This window comes from Geodermatophilus obscurus (assembly GCF_900115395.1).
In the GTDB taxonomy this organism is placed as follows: domain Bacteria; phylum Actinomycetota; class Actinomycetes; order Mycobacteriales; family Geodermatophilaceae; genus Geodermatophilus; species Geodermatophilus obscurus_B.
Genome location: NZ_FOWE01000003.1, coordinates 286,619 through 306,066 on the forward strand (window position 1 = coordinate 286,619; position 19,448 = coordinate 306,066).

15 protein-coding genes and 1 tRNA gene are annotated in these 19,448 nt (G+C 74.4%); 4 read left to right on the plus strand and 12 right to left on the minus strand.

What is annotated here, in order from left to right; translation table 11 throughout:
- Positions 1-8: 8 nt before the first annotated feature.
- The 3 genes from leuA to BM165_RS07420 form a co-directional block, all read right to left on the minus strand.
- Positions 9-1,748 carry a 2-isopropylmalate synthase gene (gene leuA / locus BM165_RS07410; RefSeq protein ID WP_083427151.1) on the minus strand — a complete coding sequence of 580 codons (1,740 nt, stop codon included), beginning with the start codon at positions 1,746-1,748 and terminating at the stop codon, positions 9-11.
- Between the two features lie 179 nt (positions 1,749-1,927).
- A complete protein-coding gene (locus tag BM165_RS07415) occupies positions 1,928-2,566 on the minus strand; it encodes a helix-turn-helix domain-containing protein (RefSeq protein ID WP_143108074.1) in 639 nt (212 codons plus the stop codon).
- Positions 2,567-2,803: 237 nt separating this feature from the next.
- On the minus strand, positions 2,804-4,396 hold the full coding sequence (locus BM165_RS07420) for a phospholipase D family protein (protein WP_075012869.1): 1,593 nt from the start codon (positions 4,394-4,396) through the stop codon (positions 2,804-2,806).
- A gap of 93 nt (positions 4,397-4,489) precedes the next feature.
- On the opposite strand from BM165_RS07420, the gene BM165_RS07425 reads away from it, so the two are divergent.
- From BM165_RS07425 to BM165_RS07435, 3 genes are read left to right on the plus strand one after another with little or no spacing between them, the layout of a single operon-like run.
- On the plus strand, positions 4,490-5,758 hold the full coding sequence (locus BM165_RS07425; RefSeq protein WP_075012870.1) for an aspartate kinase: 1,269 nt from the start codon (positions 4,490-4,492) through the stop codon (positions 5,756-5,758).
- Positions 5,755-6,804 (plus strand): aspartate-semialdehyde dehydrogenase, encoded by a 1,050-nt coding sequence (locus tag BM165_RS07430; RefSeq protein ID WP_075012871.1) that lies wholly within the window; start codon positions 5,755-5,757, stop codon positions 6,802-6,804. Before BM165_RS07425 ends, BM165_RS07430 begins: the two co-directional genes overlap by 4 nt.
- 20 nt (positions 6,805-6,824) lie before the next feature.
- Positions 6,825-8,096, plus strand: coding sequence for a glycosyltransferase 87 family protein (locus tag BM165_RS07435; protein ID WP_075012872.1), 1,272 nt, complete (start codon positions 6,825-6,827; stop codon positions 8,094-8,096).
- Here the strand turns inward: BM165_RS07435 and BM165_RS07440 are convergent.
- The 6 genes from BM165_RS07440 to BM165_RS07465 form a co-directional block, all read right to left on the minus strand.
- Complete coding sequence (locus tag BM165_RS07440) at positions 8,029-9,837, minus strand: S9 family peptidase (RefSeq protein WP_075012873.1); 1,809 nt, start codon at positions 9,835-9,837, stop codon at positions 8,029-8,031. The genes BM165_RS07435 and BM165_RS07440 overlap by 68 nt on opposite strands.
- 48 nt (positions 9,838-9,885) lie before the next feature.
- Positions 9,886-10,752 (minus strand): phytanoyl-CoA dioxygenase family protein, encoded by an 867-nt coding sequence (locus tag BM165_RS07445; protein ID WP_083427152.1) that lies wholly within the window; start codon positions 10,750-10,752, stop codon positions 9,886-9,888.
- A gap of 93 nt (positions 10,753-10,845) precedes the next feature.
- On the minus strand, positions 10,846-11,976 hold the full coding sequence (locus BM165_RS07450; protein WP_075012874.1) for a hemolysin family protein: 1,131 nt from the start codon (positions 11,974-11,976) through the stop codon (positions 10,846-10,848).
- Complete coding sequence (locus BM165_RS07455) at positions 11,973-13,328, minus strand: hemolysin family protein (RefSeq protein WP_075012875.1); 1,356 nt, start codon at positions 13,326-13,328, stop codon at positions 11,973-11,975. Before BM165_RS07455 ends, BM165_RS07450 begins: the two co-directional genes overlap by 4 nt.
- A 93-nt stretch (positions 13,329-13,421) precedes the next feature.
- A tRNA-Pro gene (locus tag BM165_RS07460) sits at positions 13,422-13,495 on the minus strand.
- Between the two features lie 50 nt (positions 13,496-13,545).
- Positions 13,546-14,457, minus strand: coding sequence for a metallophosphoesterase (locus tag BM165_RS07465; protein WP_075012876.1), 912 nt, complete (start codon positions 14,455-14,457; stop codon positions 13,546-13,548).
- A gap of 71 nt (positions 14,458-14,528) precedes the next feature.
- Between BM165_RS07465 and BM165_RS07470 the strand changes: the two genes are divergently transcribed.
- Positions 14,529-14,981 (plus strand): GatB/YqeY domain-containing protein, encoded by a 453-nt coding sequence (locus BM165_RS07470; RefSeq protein WP_075012877.1) that lies wholly within the window; start codon positions 14,529-14,531, stop codon positions 14,979-14,981.
- A gap of 18 nt (positions 14,982-14,999) precedes the next feature.
- Here BM165_RS07470 and BM165_RS07475 read toward each other — a convergent pair whose 3' ends face one another.
- From BM165_RS07475 to BM165_RS07485, 3 genes are read right to left on the minus strand one after another with little or no spacing between them, the layout of a single operon-like run.
- Complete coding sequence (locus BM165_RS07475; protein WP_083427182.1) at positions 15,000-17,165, minus strand: transglycosylase domain-containing protein; 2,166 nt, start codon at positions 17,163-17,165, stop codon at positions 15,000-15,002.
- 41 nt (positions 17,166-17,206) lie between these two features.
- Positions 17,207-18,445, minus strand: coding sequence for an ATPase BagB (locus BM165_RS07480; RefSeq protein ID WP_075012879.1), 1,239 nt, complete (start codon positions 18,443-18,445; stop codon positions 17,207-17,209).
- Entirely contained in the window at positions 18,442-19,431 is a 990-nt protein-coding gene (locus tag BM165_RS07485) for an ATPase BagA (RefSeq protein ID WP_075013096.1), read from the minus strand. The genes BM165_RS07480 and BM165_RS07485 overlap by 4 nt, the downstream gene beginning before the upstream one ends.
- Between the last annotated feature and the right edge of the window lie 17 nt (positions 19,432-19,448).

Below are 19,448 nucleotides of genomic sequence, written 5' to 3' on the forward strand. Positions count from 1 at the left end.
GCTCCCGGTCAGCCCCGCTGGGCGCGGTTGACCGCGGACACCACCGCGCGCAGCGAGGCGCTGACGATGTTGGGGTCGATGCCCACGCCCCACAGCACCCTGTCGCCGACGGCACACTCGACGTAGGCGGCGGCGCGGGCGTCGCCGCCGGCGCTGAGCGCGTGCTCGGCGTAGTCCAGGACGCGGACGTCGACGTCGAGGGAGGCCAGCGCGTCGACGAAGGCCGCGATCGGGCCGTTCCCGCGGCCCTGCACGGTGACCGGCACGCCGTCGTCGGTCAGCTCGACGACCATCTCGTCGAGGTGGTCGCCGTGCGTGGTGTGCCGGTGGCCGGTGAGCGCCAGGCGTCCCCAGGGGGAGTCGGGGTCGGGCAGGTACTCGCTGCTGAAGGCCGCCCACATCTGCTGCGCGGTGACCTCGCCGCCCTCGTCGTCGGTGTGCCGCTGGATCACCGCGCTGAACTCGATCTGCAGCCGGCGCGGCAGGTCCAGGTGGTTCTCCGTCTTCATGATGTAGGCGACGCCGCCCTTGCCGGACTGGCTGTTGACCCGGATGACCGCCTCGTAGCTGCGGCCGACGTCCTTGGGGTCGATCGGCAGGTAGGGGACCGCCCACGGCATCTCGTCGACGCTCCGCCCGGCTGCCCGGGCGTCGGCCGCCAGGGCGGTGAAGCCCTTGTTGATGGCGTCCTGGTGGGAGCCGGAGAAGGCGGTGTAGACCAGGTCGCCGCCGTAGGGGTGCCGCTCGTGCACGCCGAGCTGGTTGCAGTACTCGACGGTGCGGCGGATCTCGTCGATGTCGGAGAAGTCGATCTGCGGGTCGATGCCCTGGCTGAACAGGTTCAGGCCGAGGGTGACCAGGTCGACGTTGCCGGTGCGCTCGCCGTTGCCGAACAGGCAGCCCTCGATGCGGTCGGCGCCGGCGCGGTAGCCGAGCTCGGCGGCGGCGACGGCGGTGCCGCGGTCGTTGTGCGGGTGCAGGCTGAGCACGACGGCGTCGCGGCGGCCCAGGTTGCGGTGCATCCACTCGACCTGGTCGGCGTAGACGGTGGGCTCGGCCATCTCGACGGTGGCCGGCAGGTTGAGGATCGTCGGCCGGTCGGGCGTGGGCTCCCAGACGTCGGTCACCGCGTCGCAGATCTCGACGGCGAAGTCGAGCTCGGTGCCGGTGAAGGACTCGGGGCTGTACTCGAAGCGGACCTCGGTCCCGCGCAGCTGCTCGGCCAGCTTGCGGACCAACCGGGCGCCGTGGACGGCGATGTCGACGATGCCGGCGCGGTCGGAGCCGAACACCACGCGGCGCTGCAGTGTGGAGGTCGAGTTGTACAGGTGCACGATCGCCTGGCGGGAGCCGCGCAGGGACTCGAAGGTGCGCTCGATCAGCTCGTCACGGGCCTGGGTGAGGACCTGGATCGTGACGTCGTCGGGGACCAGGTCCTCCTCGACGAGCTGGCGGACGAAGTCGAAGTCGGTCTGGCTGGCGGCCGGGAAGCCGACCTCGATCTCCTTGTAGCCCATGCGGACGAGCAGGTCGAACATGCGCCGCTTGCGGTCCGGTGACATCGGGTCGATGAGGGCCTGGTTGCCGTCGCGCAGGTCGACGGCGCACCAGCGCGGCGCGGCGTTGGTGACCGTGTCGGGCCACGTGCGGTCGGGCAGGTCGACCTGCTGGAACGGGGCGTAGCGGGAGATCGGCATCCCCGAGGGGCGCTGCGGGTTGCGGGCGTGCGGGTGCTGCGGGCTGCTCACGGTGGTCTGACTCCTCTGGCGCGGGGCTGGACTGTCGCTCCTGGTGGGCGGTCAGCAGGCGCCGAGGGACGCGTTCACGTCGCGGCGGGTCCCCGCGGCGAGGGGGCCGACCTAGGAGAGGGCCTCGCCGCGGCGGGTAAGCAGGAGGTCGCCGCGCACGGGGTCACGGTAGCAGCGGGTCAGCCGAGGTCGCAGCCACACGCGCAGGCCTCGGCGTGCCTCGGCGGGCCCGACCGGTCGTCGAGGTCGTCGCACGCCGGTGGGCACTCGCAGGGGAAGCGCAGGTCGGGCGGGGGGATCTCGCCCGCATCGAGGCGCCGGCGCCGCTCGTCCTCCCGGGCGCGCCGGGCCGCGTCGCGCCGGGCGGCCGCCCGGTCGGCAAGGCCGTCACCGGGCTGCGGGCGCTGGTGGTCGTCCGGGATGCCGCCGCGGGCCAGGCGCCGGGCGTCGCGGTGCCGCCGGTCGCGGGTGAAGGTGTAGGTGACCGGCTCGCGGTCGTACCGGTGCGGGCCGTGCCACCAGCCGTCGTCGCCGTGCCGGGTGTCCAGGTGCGCCGGGAAGTGCCGTCCGGCCTCGTCCCGCACGGCCGCGTCGTCCATGGGCGCGACCTCCCGGCCCTCGCCGTCCAGGAGCGCCAGCCGCAGTCCTGCCGCTGCGGCCAACCGGGCGAGGACGCGGACGTCAAGCCCTCGCGTCCCCGCCTCGACGGCGGAGATCGTGCCGCACGGAACCCCTGTAGCCCCTGCCAGGTCCCGCTGCGACAGATCAGCCGTACGCCGGATTCGGCGCAGCAGGCCCGGGAGGTCGATCGCGGACATGTCCGCAGGGTCACCGTCCACGCGGGCGTCGGGGGGCTCTCAGCCTTCCTGGGGACAGTCGTGTTCTGCACACAGCCGTGTGCAGAGCACGAGGAAGGAGCGTGGTAGGGCTTCGCGCTGGCTCGTGCTCTGCACACGGTGGCGTGCAGAGCACTACTCAGCTCACGGACACCGGTGGCTGGGCCGGGTCCGGCACGAGATCGGTCCGGATGCTCCGGTGACCGGCCGGACGGCCGGTCAGAACTCGCCGCGGCGGCGGAGGCGGAGCGGGCGGCCGTCGGGGTCGTCGACCAGCCGGTAGACCGGCGTCGCCCACAGCCGGGTGAGCACGGAAAGCCGCTCCGGCTGGTGGTGGCGCAGCCGGCCGCGCGGGCGCGGCCCGCGGCGGCCGTCCTCGTGCCAGGCGTCGAGCTCCGTGGCCTGCGCGTCGAGGGTGGCGACGAACGCCTCGGGGTCGAGCAGGTCCTCGTCCTCGCTGCCGCCCCCGGCCCGGTCGGTGTGCTCGCGGGCGAGCACCAGCCGCAGGTCGCGGGCGAAGGTCCGGGCGCCGTCGCCGGTGCCGGCCGGGTCGCGCGGCTCGCGGGGGTCGAGCGTGGTGTCGAGGACGGCGCTGGACAGCTCGCTGTCGTGGGTCCAGGACCGGCGGTTGAAGTTGTCGCTGCCGACGCTGGCCCACACGTCGTCGACGACGCACACCTTGGCGTGCACGTACACCGGGGTGCCGTCGTGGTTCTCGACGTCGTACACGTGCACCCGGTCCCGGCCGGCCCGGCGGACCATCTGCAGCGCCTGCCACCGGCCGACGAACTGCGGCCGCGACGCCAGCGCACCCTCCTGGTCGGGCACGCGCGGCACGACGACGACCAGGTGCAGGTCGGGGTGCTCGCGGAGCGCGTCGGCGAAGAGCTGGGCCACCTCGCCCGACCACATGTACTGGTCCTCGAGGTAGATCAGCCGCCGCGCCCGCTTGATCGCCTTCGAGTAGCCGCGCGCCACGGAGCGCTCGCCGTCCGGCGCGAACCGGTACGGCGGGCGGACCGCCGGATAGGTCCGCAGGTTCTGCACCAGGTGCGGCCCGGCCGGCGGTGGCGGCGGCAGCTGGGGAGCCAGCCGGTCGGCGTACATGCGGCTGCGCGAAAGCCGGTCGATGACGTGCGCGATCGGGTTGCCCTGGTCGGGGTCCGTCGGGTCGTCCCACCGCTCGCGGAACACCGTGTCCAGCGCCGCGACGGCGGGCCCACGGATCATCAGCTGCACGTCGTGCCACGGCGGCGTCGGCCCGTAGGCCGGGGCCATGGGCACCGCCTGGGGGTCGCCGCGGTGCTCGGCGTCGTCGCGGCGGCTGTGGCACAGGTCGATGCCGCCGACGAAGGCGACGTCCTTCGTCGCGTCCTGGTCGTGCCGGCACACGACGAGCTTCTGGTGGTGGCTGCCCCCGCGCCGCACCCGCTGGTCGAGCACCACCAGGCCGCCGCCGTCCTCCACCTCGCGGTCCAGCGCTCGGTTCTCCCGGGCGCTGAACGACAACCAGTCCACGTGCGAGCGCCACACCAGCCCGCGCACCGTCACCCCGCGGCCCACCGCCGCGGTGAACAGCTCGGCCACCGTCGGCCCGCCCGGCCGCAGCTCCTCGTCGGGATCGCCGCGCCAGTCGGTGAAGAAGAGGTGGTCGTCCTCGTCGAGGACCTCCACGGCCGACACCAGCGCGTCGAAGTAGGCGGTGCCGTGCACCAGTGGCACCGCGAGGTTGCCCTCGGTCCACGCTGGCAGGTCGGTGGCCGTGTTGCCCCGTTCCTCGGGGCTGAGCAGCCACTCCGCGGGGTCGGTCACCCGGTGATCACATACCGCCCGCCGAGGGGGCGCAAGGGAGGGGACCGGCCTGGATCCCGGACGAGGTGCCCGGCATCGGTAGCCTGTGGACCCGTGGCCCTCGTCGTGCAGAAGTACGGTGGCTCCTCCGTGGCCTCCGCCGCCCACATCAAGCGCGTGGCCGAGCGCATCGTCGCGGAGAAGAAGGCCGGCAACGACGTCGTCGTGGTCGTCTCGGCGATGGGGGACACGACCGACGAACTGCTCGACCAGGCCGCGCAGATCACCGACGAGCCGCCCGGCCGCGAGCTGGACATGCTGCTCACGGCGGGCGAGCGCATCTCCATGGCGCTGCTGGCCATCGCGATCAGCACCCACGGCTACGAGGCACGGTCCTTCACCGGCTCGCAGGCCGGGGTGATCACCACCAGCAGCCACGGCCGGGCGCGGATCATCGACGTCACCCCCGGCCGGCTGCGCTCGGCGCTCGACGACGGTTCGATCGTCATCGTCGCCGGCTTCCAGGGCGTCAGCCAGGACACCAAGGACGTCACCACCCTCGGCCGCGGCGGCTCGGACACCACCGCCGTCGCCGTCGCCGCCGCGCTGCGGGCCGACGTGTGCGAGATCTACACCGACGTCGACGGCGTCTTCACCGCCGACCCGCGGATCGTCCCCAACGCGCGGCGCCTGGAGACGATCACCTACGAGGAGATGCTCGAGCTGGCGGCCTCCGGCGCGAAGGTGCTGATGCTCCGCTGCGTCGAGTACGCCCGCCGGTACGGCATCCCGGTGCACGTCCGCAGCTCCTACTCACAGCTCCCCGGCACCGTGGTCGCCGGCTCGATGGAGGACCTCAGCGTGGAACAGGCGATCATCACCGGCGTCGCGCACGACCGCAGCGAGGGCAAGATCACCGTCTACGGGGTCCCGGACCGGCCCGGCGAGGCGGCCCAGATCTTCCGGGTGCTCGCCGATGCCGAGATCAACATCGACATGATCGTGCAGAACGTGTCGGCCGAGGGCAGCAAGATCGCCGACATCTCCTTCACGCTGCCCAAGAGCGACGGCCCGACGGCGATCGCCGCGCTGGAGGCCGTCAAGCACACCGTCGGCTACAGCGACGTCCGGTTCGACCAGCACATCGGCAAGGTGAGCCTGGTCGGCGCCGGCATGCGCAGCCACCCCGGCGTCTCGGCCCGCTTCTTCGGCGCCCTGGCCGACGCCGGCGTCAACCTCGAGCTCATCAGCACCTCGGAGATCCGCATCTCCGTGGTCTGCCGCGACAGCGACGTCGACCTCGCCGTCCGCGCGGTGCACGACGCCTTCGACCTCGGTACCGACGAGGAGCAGGCCGTGGTCTACGGAGGGACCGGACGATGACCTTCACCAGTGACGGGCTCCGCGTCGGGATCGTCGGCGCCACCGGCCAGGTCGGCGCCGTGATGCGCCAGGTCCTCGCCGAGCGCCGCTTCCCGCTGGCCGAGCTGCGGTTCTTCGCCTCCGCGCGCTCCGCCGGCAGCACCCTGCCCTGGGGGGACGGCGAGATCACCGTCGAGGACGCCGCCACCGCCGACCCCACCGGCCTCGACGTCGCCCTGTTCTCGGCCGGCGCCAGCACCTCACGGGCCCAGGCCCCGCGCTTCGCCGCGGCCGGCGTGACCGTCGTCGACAACAGCTCGGCCTTCCGGCGCGACGCCGACGTGCCGCTCGTCGTCGCCGAGGTGAACCCGAAGGCGCTCGACGACGTCCCGCGCGGGATCATCGCCAACCCGAACTGCACCACCATGGCCGCGATGCCGGTGCTCAAGCCGCTGCACGACGAGGCGCAGCTGGTCCGCATCGTGGCGAGCACCTACCAGGCGGTCTCGGGCAGCGGGGTGGCCGGCGTCGAGGAGCTCGACGGGCAGGTCAAGGCGGTCGTCGACAAGGCCGCGGAGCTGACCCACGACGGGTCGGCCGTGGCGTTCCCGGAGCCGCGGAAGTACGTGCGGCCGATCGCCTACAACGTCCTCCCGATGGCCGGCAGCGTCGTCGACGACGGCTCGTTCGAGACCGACGAGGAGCAGAAGCTCCGCAACGAGAGCCGCAAGATCCTCGGCATCCCCGACCTGCGGGTGTCCGGGACCTGCGTACGGGTGCCGGTCTTCACCGGGCACTCGCTGTCGCTCAACGTCGAGTTCGCCCGGCCGCTGACCGTCGCGCGGGCCACCGAGCTCCTCGACGGCGCCCCGGGTGTGCAGCTCACCGACGTCCCGACCCCGCTCCAGGCGGCCGGCCAGGACCCCAGCTTCGTCGGCCGCATCCGGCAGGACCGGGGCGTCGACGGCGACCGCGGCCTGGTGCTGTTCGTCAGCAACGACAACCTGCGCAAGGGTGCGGCCCTCAACACCGTCCAGATCGCCGAGCTGCTCCTCGCCCGCCGCTAGCGCACCGGGCGCTGCGTCCCGTGACCGGCACCGCGACGCGCACGGCCGGCCGCCGCGTCGCGGTGCGCACCGGGGTCCTGCTCGCCCTCGTGGCCGCGGTGGCGGGCGCGTCGGTGGTCGTGCCCAACGACCCGTGGCACGACTTCTTCGACCTGCGGGTGTACCGCGGCGCCGTCGCGTCGTGGCTGGACGGGCGGGAGCTCTACGACTTCACCTACGGCCGCAGCCCCTACGGGTTCACCTACCCGCCGTTCGCCGCGCTCCTGGTCCTGCCGATGGGGCTGCTGCCCTACCCGGTGGTCGCGGCCGGGCACGTGCTGCTCAACGTCGTGGTCCTCGCCGGGCTGACGCGGTGGCTGGTCGTGCCGCTCGCCCGCCGGCACGGGTGGCCGCTGCCGTGGGCGTGGCTGTGGGCGCTGCCGCTGGTCTTCCTCGTCGAGCCGGTGCGGGAGACGATCGGGTTCGGGCAGGTCAACCTGTTCCTGCTGGCGCTCGTGCTGGCCGACGTCGTGGCGCTGCGCCGCGGCTCGCGCTGGGCGGGGGTGGGCATCGGGCTGGCCGCGGCGGTGAAGCTGACCCCGGGCCTGTTCGTGGTGTGGCTGCTGCTCACCCGGCGGTGGCGCGCGGCGCAGGTGGCCGTCGGCACCGCCGCCGCGGCGACCCTGCTGGCGTTCGCGGTGGTCCCGGCGACGTCGTGGCGGTTCTGGACCGAGGCGCTGTGGCAGACCGAGCGCGTCGGCCGGCTGGACAAGACGTCCAACCAGTCGCTGCTGGGCGCGCTGGCCCGGCTGGCCGATCCCGGCGACCCGTCGCGCATCGTGTGGGCGGTCCTGGCCGCCGGGGCGCTCGTGTTCGTGCTGACCCGGGCGGTGCGCGCCACCCGCGCCGGGGACGACCTGGCCGGCGTCACGCTGACCGGCCTGGCCGCCTGCCTGGTCAGCCCGGTCACCTGGTCGCACCACCTCGTCTGGCTGGTGCCGGCCCTGGTGGTGCTGGTCGACGTCGCCGCCGGTGCGCCGACCGCGCCGGGCACCCCGCGCCGGCCGTGCGTGCTCGCCGGCGCGCTGGCCGGCGTCACCGCGCTGGTGCTGGCGTCGTCGTCCATCTGGTTCGCCGAGGCACGGCCGGGCGCCCACCACGACCTCGGCGTGGCCGGGATCGTCGTCGAGGACCTCTACCTGCTGGTGACGCTGGCCGTCGTGGCCCTGCTCCCCGCCAGGGCGGTCACGGCCGCACGTGGCGCAGCGCGAACGACAGCGCCGTCTCCACCTGGCGGATCGTCTCCTCGATGACCAGCGAGCCGTGGCCGGCGTCGAACCGGTACACCTCGTGCGGCTTGCCGAGCTCCCCCAGGCGCCCCAGGTAGTTCTCGATCTGCCGGATCGGGCAGCGCGGGTCGTTGGCGCCGGCCACCACCAGCACCGGCGCGCGCACCTGCTCGACGTGGGTGATCGGCGAGGACTCCACGTAGCGCTCGCGCACCTCGTCCGGCGAGCCGCCGAACAGCGCCCGGTCGTAGGCGCGCAGCCCCTCCATCTCGTCCTCGTAGGCGGCCAGGTAGTCGGCCACCGGCACCTCGGCGATGCCTGCCGCCCAGCGCCCGGGCTGGGTGCCCAGGCCCAGCAGGGTGAGGAAACCGCCCCACGAGCCGCCGGTGATCAGCGCCCGCGACAGGTCGAGGAACCCCTCGGCCACCAGCGCGTCGTAGACGGCGGCCACGTCCTCGAGCTCGCTGGGCCCCGGCCGGCCGGTCAGCGCGTCACGCCAGGCGCTGCCGTAGCCGGTGGAGCCGCGGTAGTTGACGTGCACGACGGCGTACCCGGCGTCGACGTAGGCCGCGCGGCGGGCGCGGTAGCTGTCGTCGTCGGCCGACTCCGGCCCGCCGTGGACGAGGAACGCGGTCGCGTACGGCGGCTCCCCGGCCGGCCGGACGACGAGGGCGTGCACGTCTCCGCCCGGTCCGGGCACCCAGCGGTCCTCGACCGGGTGGGCGGCCGGCGGCTCCTCACCCGGCGCGGCCAGCACGACGGGGCCGTCGGCGCGGCGGATCACCGGCGGGCGCTCCGACGACGACCAGGCCAGCTCCACCGTGCCGTCGGGCCGGGCCGTGGCGCCGCGGACGACGCCGGTCGGGGTGTCCAGCCGCTCCAGCGCCCCGCTGCCGAGGTCGTAGCGGTACAGCTCGCTGCGGGCCGCGTGGTCGTGGCCGACCAGCAGCGCCGACCCGTCAGGGTACCAGCCGGCGGTGACGTCGCCGGGCAGGTCGAGCACGATCTCGGTCTCGGTGCCGGTGGCGACGTCCCACACCAGCAGCTCCTCGCGGCCGCGGCGCTCGTGGCCGACCAGCAGCCGCCGGTCCCCGGGCAGCGGGGCGAACTCCAGCGCGTGCAGGCCGCGGCCCTCGCCGTCCCACTTGTCCGCGACGACCGCCGGCGCGTCCTCGGTGGTGTCCGCCGTGCGGAGCACCCGCAGCGCCGGGTAGCGCGGGTCGCCGTGCTCGGAGTGCGAGATCACCAGCAGCTCGTCGTCGAGGGTGAGGGCGTCCACCGACGCCGGGTCCTCGTGCCGGTAGACCACCCGCGGGGTGCCGCCGGCCGGGGCGAGCCACAGCTCGCTGCCGTCGTCGGTGGAGCGGCCGATCGCCACGAGCGAGGCGCCGATCTCCAGCCCGGCGGGGTAGGCCGGCCCGACCTCCGGGACGGCGACGCGGTCCTCGCCACCGGAGAAGGGCTGCACCATCCAGACGCCGAACTCGTCGCCGTCGGTGTCGGCGAACCACCAGATCTGCTCGCCGTCGGGCGACAGCGTGCCGATGAGCGTGCCGTTGGGCCGGTCGGTGACCTGCCGGTGGGCGTCGGTGGTGCGGTCCCAGGCGTACTGCTCGACGACGCCGCTGACGTCGGAGGCGTAGAGGCAGCGGTGCGGGGCGTGCAGCGCCCAGTCGGGCAGGCTCACCCGTGGGGCCCGGAAGCGGGCCTGCCAGCGGGCGGTGACGTCGGGCGGGAGGAGCGGGGCGGTCTGCTCGGCGGTCACCGGCCCATCGTGCCCGCACCCCCGCAGGGCGTCGCCGGGGTGTCGGCCTCAGCCCATCACCAGGCCCTCGATCGTGTGCTTCTGGGTGATCGGCGTGAGCTCGTCGACGACGGGGCAGCGCAGGTGGTCCCGCACCCGCTGGGGGAGCCGCTCCCAGTAGCCGCGGGTCACCGCGAGGTCGTGGTGCTCGTCGTTGCCGGCGCCGGGTGCGTCGACGCCCAGGACCAGCACCGGGCGGGAGAGCTGCGAGTGGTTCTCCGTCCCGCGGTGCAGCGTCAGGGCCGACCGGACCGAGATGTCGCCCATCTGCGGGTACTTGCGGACGGCGAGCGCCGCGTAGCGCGGGTACTCGCTCTCCGGCGGGAACATCCCGTGGTCGAAGTCCTCGCCGGTCTCCCACTGCGTCCCGGGCGCCACCTCGAAGGGGCCCATGTCCTCCGTGGTGTCGACCGTGGTCACGTTGAAGGCCAGCGACGTCAGCCGCCGCTCCTCCCGCGTCTCGTGCGGGCTGGGGAAGTCCCGGTGCCACGGCTGGTCCTTCGCACCGGGGAAGGGGGTGTCGAAGCCGACCTCGACGATGGTGTACTCCGGTCCGAGGACGGCCTCGCAGGTCGTCCGCACCCACGGGTGGTCGACCAGGTCCACGAACCCGCGCAGCGCCTCCGGGTGGATCTCCACGTACCAGCGCTGGGGACCCCGCCCGACGGCGCCGCCCTCGCGGCCCCGTGCCTCCTCGAACGCGGCGTCGACGTCCTCGCGCAGCTGCTGGGCCCACGCGCGCGGGAAGGCGCCCTTGAGCGCGGTGATGCCGTCGGTGTACAGCACCTCACGGATGGCGGCCCCGTCGAAGCCGCCGTCGGTGCCGCCGTCGACGGCGGTGCGGTCCCCGGTCCCGGTCGATGCGTCGGTGCTCATGGCCGTCCCCTCGTCGCTGTGGTGTACGTCACCGATGATGCGACCTCCGGAGCGCCCGCGCCCCCGGGGAACGGCCGGGAGGAGGAGGTGCCGTCAGCGGCCCCCGGCGCCCGCCCCGGTCTGCGCCCCGGCCAGGCGGCCCGACGCGCGCCGGGCCCGGTCGGCCACCACCCGCGTGTGCTCGGCCGCGGCGTCGCGGACGTCGCCGATGAGCAGCTCCAGCACGTCCTCCAGCGCCACGAGGCCGACGGTCCGCCGCTCGCCCCCGCCGCCGTCCACCACGCCGCCCAGGTGCGCGCCCTGGGCGCGCATCTCCGACAGCACCTCGGGCAACTGCGTGCGCGGTGCCAGCGGCACCAGGGGCGTGACGAGGTCGTCGGCGATCGGCCGGTCGCGGTCGGCGGCCGCGACGCCGAGCGCGTCCTTGACGTGGACGAAGCCGACCAGGGTGCCGTCGTCGCCCTGCACCGGGTAGCGGCTGAAGCCGTGCTCGGCGACGACGGCCTCGAGCTGCCGCGGCGTGGTCGAGCGCGGCACGGTGACCACGGTGTCCATCGGCAGCAGCACGTCCTCGACGCGGTGCTGCTCGAAGGTCAGCGCGCCGGCGGCCAGCTGGCTGACCTCGCTGCCCAGCAGCCCCTCGCGCCGCGACTGGGTGATCATCGACCGGATCTCGGCCTCGTCGAAGCTCGCCGCGACCTCGTCGGTGGGGGTCGCCCCGAACAGCCGCACGAAGACGTTGGCGGTGGTGTTGAAGAACCAGATGACCGGCTTGAGCAGCCGGGTGAACCCCGCCAGCGCGGGGCCGAGCACGAGCGCGGCCCGGTCGGGCCCGGCGAGGGTGATGTTCTTCGGCACCATCTCGCCGAGCACCATGTGCAGCACGGTCACGATCGACAGGGCGATGACCAGCGCGATCGGGTGCAGCAGCGCGTCGGGCACGTGCAGGGCGTGCAGCGGCACCTCGATGAGGTGCGCGACGGCGGGCTCGCCGACCGCGCCCAGCCCGAGCGAGCACAGGGTGATGCCCAGCTGCGCGCCGGCCATGTTCTGCGAGACGTTGCGCATCGCGGCCAGGGTCTTCACCGCCCGGGGCGCACCGGTCGCCGCGCGCGGCTCGATCTGGTCGACCCGGGCCGACACCAGCGCGAACTCCGCGGCCACGAAGAAGGCGTTGCCCAGGAGCAGCGCGACCAGGACCAGCAGGCTGACGACGTCGCTCACGCCGCCGCCACCTTCTGCTCCGCGCGCTGCCGGGCCGATGCGGTGGCCCCCGCCGGCAGGACGACCGTCCGCTCGGCCCGCACCCGCGCGATCCGCCGGCCGTCGAGGGACTCCACGGTCAGCCGCGCCTGCTCGAGCTCCACGGTGTCACCCTCCTCGGGCAGCCGCTGCAGGTGCTCGGCGAGGAACCCGGCCAGCGTCTCGTAGCGCCCCTCCGGCACCGCGATGCCGGTGCGCTCGAGCACCTCGTCCGGGCGCAGCAGGCCCGAGAGCAGCCACTCCCGGTCGCCGAGGCGGCGCAGGGTGCGCAGCGGTCGGTCGGTCTCGTCGGTGATCTCGCCGACCAGCTCCTCGACGATGTCCTCCAGCGTCACCACCCCGTGCGTGGCGCCCCACTCGTCGACGACCAGCGCGATCTGCAGGCCCTGTTCCCGCAGCAGGTCCATCAGCCGCTCCAGCCGCAGCGACGAGGGGACGGCGAGCACCGGGTCGGCCAGCTCCCCGGCGGTGCGGTGGATCCGCTCGGCCTCCGGCACCGCGACGGCGCGCTTCACGTGCACGACGCCGGTGACCTCGTCGAGGTCGGAGCCGTAGACGGGGAAGCGGGAGTTGCCCGACTCGGTGGCCGCGGTGATGACGTCGGCGGCGGTGGCGCTGGCGCGCAGCGTCCACAGCCGGGTGCGCGGGGTCATGACGTCGGTGGCGTACTTGGCGCGCAGGCCCAGCGAGCGCTGCAGCAGCCGCGCGGCGACGGGGGAGAGATCGCCCTCCTCCGCGGAGCGGCGGGCGACAGAGGCCAGCTCGTCGGCGCCACGGGCGGAGTCGAGCTCCTCACGGGGCTCGAAGCCCAGCCGCCGCACGATGGCGTTGGCCAGCCGCTGGAAGGCGTTGAGCAGGGGGCCCGTGACCGCGGTGAACGCGCGCATGCCCGGCGCAACCCAGCGGGCGACGCCGATCGGGTTGGCGATGGCGAGGTTCTTCGGGCCGAGCTCGCCGAGCAGCATCTGCAGCGTCGTCGCCAGGGCCAGCGCCAGGCCGTAGGAGACCCCCGTGGACGCGCCCTGCGACAGGCCGAGGGCCTCCAGCGGGCCGCGCACCAGCTCCCCGATCGCCGGCTGGGCGAGGTAGCCGACGACGAGGGTGGTCAGCGTGATGCCCAGCTGCGCCGCCGACAGCTGGGTGGACAGCGTCTTGAGCGCCGTGACGACGCCGCCGGCGCCGGCGTCGCCGGCCCGGGCGGCCTCCTCGACGCGGCCGCGGTCGACCGTGGTCAGGGAGAACTCGGCCGCCACGAAGAAGCCGGTGAACGCCGTGAGCACCACGGCAGCGAGGAGGAGCAACCACTCGGTCATCAGGGCCGTCGGTGCCCGCTGCGGACGGCGCTCAACCGGAACGGGGCCGGAACGCACCCAGGGGCCGCCTTCCGGCGGCCCCTGGGTAGTGAGTCGGGGTGACAGGATTTGAACCTGCGGCCTCGTCGTCCCGAACGACGCGCGCTACCAAGCTGCGCCACACCCCGGGTGTGACTGGTCCACTGTAGCCGAGCCGGCAGGCCGGTCCGGCGCCGGGTCAGGCTGCGCGCGCGGTCAGCGTGAGCAGCGTCGCCTCCGGCGGGCAGGCGAACCGGGCCGGGGCGTAGGGGCTGGTGCCCAGGCCCGCGGAGACGTGCAGCCAGGTGCCCGCCGGGCGCTCCGGCGACGGCCCGGCCCAGCGGTGCAGCCAGCGCGCGCGGTCGCGGTCGATGCCGCAGTTGGTCACCAGCGCGCCGTAGAACGGCACCCGCAGCTGCCCGCCGTGCGTGTGCCCGCACAGCAGCAGGTCGTAGCCGTCGGCGACGAACCGGTCGAGCACCCGCGGCTCGGGGGAGTGGACGACGCCGATGCGCAGGTCCGCGGTGGCGTCGGCGGGGCCGGAGACGTCGTCGTAGCGGTCCCGCTTGAGGTGGGGGTCGTCCAGGCCGGCGAAGGAGATGCGCCGCCCGGCGACCGTGAGCTCGCCGCGGGCGTTGGTGAGGTCCAGCCACCCCCGGCCGGTGAACGCGTCGCGCATGTCGCGCCAGGGCAGCTCCTCGCCGTGCACCCGCTTCTCGCTGCGGGTGAGGTAGCTGACCGGGTTCTTCGGCCGCGGCCCGAAGTAGTCGTTGGACGAGGTGACGAAGACCCCCGGCCGCTCCAGCAGCGGGTCCAGCGCGCGCAGCACCGCCGGGACGGCGTCGGTGCCGGCGAGGTTGTCCCCGGTGTCGACGACCAGGTCGGGCTCGAGGCCGTCGAGCGCGGCGACCCAGTCCTGCTTGGACCGCTGGCCGGCGGTCATGTGCAGGTCCGACAGGTGCAGGACGGTCAGCGGCGCCGAGCCCGGCGCGAGCACCGGGACGTCGAAGCGGCGCAGCGTCCAGCGGGTGCGCTCGTAGAGGGAGGCGTAGGCCACGGTCGCGGTGCCGGTGGCGACGGCGGCCGTGGGCAGGGCGGTGTACCAGCGCACGGTCGACGAGCCTACGTCGCGGCTGCGCCCGGCGCGGATCGTGCTTGCGACGTCGTGCCAGGCTGGAGGGCGTGTCCGAGCTCAAGGACCGGCTGCGCGCCGACCTCACCACCGCCATGAAGTCCCGCGACGAGCTGCGCACCGCGACGCTGCGCATGGTGCTGGCCGCCGTCAGCGCGGAGGAGGTCGCCGGCAAGGAGGCCCGCGAGCTGTCCGACGACGACGTGCTCGGCGTGCTGCGGCGGGAGGCCAAGCGGCGGCGGGAGGCCGCCGAGGCCTTCGACACCGCCGGCCGGGCCGAGCAGGCCGGCCGCGAGCGCGCCGAGGGCGAGGTGGTGGCCGGTTACCTGCCCGCGCAGCTCGACGACGCCGACCTCGCCGCGATCGTCGCCGACGTCGTCACCCGGACCGGGGCCACCGGCATGAAGGAGATGGGCCGCGTCATGGGCGCGGCCAACGCGGTGGTCGCCGGGCGCGCCGAGGGCGGCCGGGTGGCCGCGGAGGTCCGCCGCCAGCTGGGCTGAGGCGGTCCGGGGGCGCCGCTAGCCGCCGTTGCCCCGGTTGCCGCGGCCGTTGCCGCGCCCGTCGTCGTCGTCCCCGCCGCCGTTGCCGCCGCCGTTGCCGCCGCCGCCCTGGTTCCCGGTGGGCGGGGCCGGTGCGCCGCCCATGAGCGCCGGGTCGACGGGCGGGAAGGCCGACGTCGGCTTGTCGGCGAGGTAGGGCGCGAACGCGTTGCGCCAGATGGTCGCGGGCATGTTGCCGCCGAAGCCGCCGACGTCCTGCTGGGCCTTGGGGTTGAAGACCATGACGCTGGCCGCGTACTCGGGCATGACGCCGACGAAGGCCACCGAGTCCCGGCCCTGCGCGGTGCCGGTCTTGCCGGCGATCTGGTGGCCGGGGATGGCGGCCCGGGTGCCGGTGCCCTCGGGGCGGGCGGTGTCGCCGACGAGGATGCTCGCCAGCGTGTTGGCGACGTTCGGCGGGATCGCGTCCCGCGTGCAGTTGCCGCCGGGCTCGGGCAGCACGGGCTGGCCGTCGCGGGTGAGCGGCTGGCCGTCGCGGTCGAGGACCTGCGTCACCGGCACCGGGTCGCACTGGGTGCCCTGGGCGCCGAGCGTGGCGTAGGCGGTGACCAGGTCCAGCGGGCTGGTGGCCTCCGCACCGAGGGTGAACGAGCCGCGGTTCTCCGCGATGATCTGGTCGGCCGGGGTCTGGTTGGGCTGGTCGAACTCCATGCCCATCCGCTCGGCCATGCGCACCGGCCCCTCGACGCTGCCGAGGCGGTCCTCCAGCGCCAGGAAGTAGGTGTTGGAGGAGCGGACCAGCGCGCCCACCATGTCGATGGTGTCGGGGTAGTTGCCGGCGTTCTGGACGCAGTAGAAGCCGTTGGACGAGTTGCGGTCACCGCCGCAGGAGGGGCCCCGGAAGACCCGGGAGGTGTACCGGTTGCCCGGCGTGCTGATCACGGTGCCGGCCCCGATGCCGGCCTCGAGCGCCGCCGCGGCCGTGAAGACCTTGTAGGTCGAGCCGGCGCCCTTGCTGGCCGCCGCGTGCAGCACGACGGACTCGCAGTCGGGGTCGGAACAGCCGAAGCGCCGGTTGACGCTCATCGCCAGGACGTTGCCCGTGCCCGGCTGCACGGCGGTGAACATGCCGGCGAGCTCGGCACCCATCGGCAGCGTCTGCAGCACGGACTGGTCGCCGTAGACCTGCAGCTGCGGGTCCAGCGTCGTCTGGATGGTCAGCCCGCCGTTGTCGAGCTGCTCCTGGGGGATGCCCAGGGTGCCGGTCAGGTAGGCCTGCATGAAGGAGCAGAAGAAGCCGCCGACGACGGCGTCGATGCAGCCGTTGGGCGCGTTGCCGCCCTCGGCCACCTGCACCGGCTGGGCGGAGATCTCGGTCAGCTCGGCCTCGCTGACGTGGCCGAGGTCGAACATCCGCTGCAGCACCTGGTTGCGGCGGTTCTGCGCCCGCTCCGGGTTGGTGATCGGGTCGTCCTGGCCCGGGCTCTGCACCAGCCCGGCCAGCGTGGCGGCCTGCGGCAGGGTGAGGTCGCTCGCGTTCACGCTGAAGTAGCGCTGGGCGGCGGCCTGGATCCCGTAGGCGCCCCGCCCGAAGTACACGATGTTGAGGTACCGGGTGAGGATCTCGTCCTTCGCGTACGTCTCCTCGAGCGCGAGGGCCAGGCGGGCCTCGCGCAGCTTGCGCGACAGGCCCTCGACGCCGTCCTGCTCGACGGCGGCGGTCCGCTCCTCGGCGGTGTCGGCGGTCTCCAGCAGCGTCTGCTTGACCAGCTGCTGGGTGATCGTCGAGCCACCCTCCTGCACCGACCCGGCCGACAGGTTGGTCACCGCGGCGCGCAGCGTGCCCTGCACGTCCAGGCCGTTGTGGTCGTAGAACCGCGAGTCCTCGATGTCGACCAGCGCCTGCTTCATGACGTCGGCGATCTGGTCGGAGGTCACGACCGTGCGGTTGTTGGTGTAGAAGTTCGTGATCAGCGAGCCGTCGGCGGCCAGCACCCGGGAGTTGCCCGCCGGGGTGGCGTCGGTGAGCTCCACCGGGAGCGCGTCGAGCAGGGACGCGGAGTTGCGTGCCACCACTCCCGTGCCCCCGATGAAGGGCAGCAGCATGCCGGCGACGAGCGCACCGGCCACGACGATCATCGCGACGAGCTTGGCCAGGACCCTGGCGCGGGAGCGAGCAGACATCACCTGCGAATGTACGGCGCGCGGGGGCCCCGGGCGTCCCGTCAGGCGCGGCGCGCGGGCAGGACGCGTGTCCGGGGCACACCCGTCGGCGTGTCGCCGTCGGGACCGGTCAGCGCCTCGGCCATCACCCGCAGCCCCTCGAGGTCGTGGACGTCGCCGGCGGCCGCCGGGACCGCGCGCATGCCCACCTCGGGGTGGGCGCTGGTGAACCGGTCGGCCAGCCGCTGCTCGCGCGCCGCGAGCGTCATGCGGTCGGCGTGCACGCGCAGCGCGCCGGCGACGAGGGCGGCCGGGGACCCGTCGTCGGCCTCGGCGGCGGCCTCCGCGGCGGCCTCGGCCCGGGTGGCCGACAGCCGGGTGCTCGCCGGCGGGTGGGTGCGGTTGAGCACCAGCCCGGCCAGGGGCATGCCCTCGGCCGAGAGCCGGTCGACGAAGTAGGACGCCTCGCGCAGGGCGTCCGGCTCCGGGGTGGCGACGACGACGAACCAGGTCCCCGGCCGGCGCAGCAGCTCGTAGGTGGCGGTGGCCCGCTCGCGGAAGCCCCCGAACATCGTGTCGAGGGCGGAGACGAACGCGGAGATGTCGCGGAGCAGCTGGCCGCCGAGGACCTTGGAGATGATCCGGGTGAAGATCAGGAAGCCGGCGCTGGCGAACTTGAACCCGGCCCGCCCGCCGGCCCGCGCCGGCGCGGTGAGCACCCGGATCATCGTCCCGTCGAGGAACCGGCTCATGCGGTTGGGCGCGTCGAGGAAGTCCAGCGCCGACCGGGACGGGGGCGTGTCGACGACGATCAGGTCCCACCGCTCGGCGGTGCGCAGCTGCCCGAGCTTCTCCATCGCCATGTACTCCTGCGTCCCGGCGAAGGACGAGGACAGGGTCTGGTAGAAGGGGTTGGCCAGGATCTGCTCGGCCCGCTCGGGTGTCGAGTGCGCCACGACGATGTCGTCGAACGTGCGCTTCATGTCCAGCATCATCGCGTCGAGGCGGCCCGGGATCCCCGGGACGTCGACCTCCCGCGGCTCGTTGTCGAGCTCCTCCAGGCCGAGGGACTGGGCCAGGCGGCGCGCGGGGTCGATGGTGAGGACGACGACCCGGCGGCCGGCCTCCGCGGCGGCCAGCGCGAGCGCCGCCGACGTCGTCGTCTTGCCCACCCCGCCGGAGCCGCAGCAGACGATGATGCGCGTGTCGGGGTCGGCGATCAGGGCGGCGAGGTCCACGGGCGGCGCCTGCCGCGCCGGGCGGGCCGGACGGGGCGTCGCGCCGTCGGCGGCCGCGGTCACGCCGCCACCTCCGCGCCGAGGTGGTCCTCGAGGCGGCCGGCGAGCTCGAACAGGCAGCCGAGGTCCATGGGCCCCGGCAGCAGGGGCAGCTCCACCGTCGGCCGGCCGAGGGAGTGCACACGGGCGCGCAGCGCGTCCTGGGCGGCCCACCGCTGCGCGTGCTCGACCACCTCGGCGGCCAGCGCGTCGGCCAGCTCGGCGTCCTCGGGCAGGCCCGCCGCCGTCAGGCCGGGCGCGAGGTCGGCACCGGTGAGCCGGCCCTCGGCGGCGCGCACCAGCTCGGCGGCCGGGAGCTCGGGCTCGGTGGCCATGTTGACCAGCACCGACCCGACCGGCAGGCCGGCCGCGGTCAGCTCGGCGATGGCGTCGGCGGTCTCCTGCACCGGCATGTCCTCGAGGAGGGTGACCAGGTGCACCGCCGTCTGCGGCGAGCGGATGACGGCCATGACGCCGTCGCTCTGGGTCTTGATCGGGCCGGAGCGGGCGAGGCCGGCCATCTCGCTGGTCACGTTGAGGAACCGGGTGATCCGGCCGGTGGGCGGGGCGTCGACGACGACGGCGTCGTACACGCGGCGGCCGTCGACCCGGCGGGTGACCGCCTCCTTGACCTTGCCGGTGATCAGCACGTCGCGCAGGCCCGGCGCGATGGTGGTCGCGAAGTCGACGGCGCCCATGCGGCGCAGCGCCCGGCCGGCGCGGCGGAGGTTGTAGAACATCTCGAGGTACTCCAGCAGGGCCTCCTCGACGTCGATCGCGAGGGCCCGCACCTCCCCACCGCCGCGGGTGACGGCGACCCGGCGCTCCTCGTAGGGCAGCGGCGGGGTGTCGAAGAGCTGGGCGATGCCCTGGCGGCCCTCGCACTCGACGAGCAGGACGGTGTGCCCCTCGGAGGCCAGGGCCAGGGCGAGGGCCGCGGCGACCGTCGTCTTGCCGGTCCCGCCCTTCCCGGTCACGACGTGGCAGCGCACGGGGAGGTCAGGGCTCACCCGCACCAGGGTAGGGA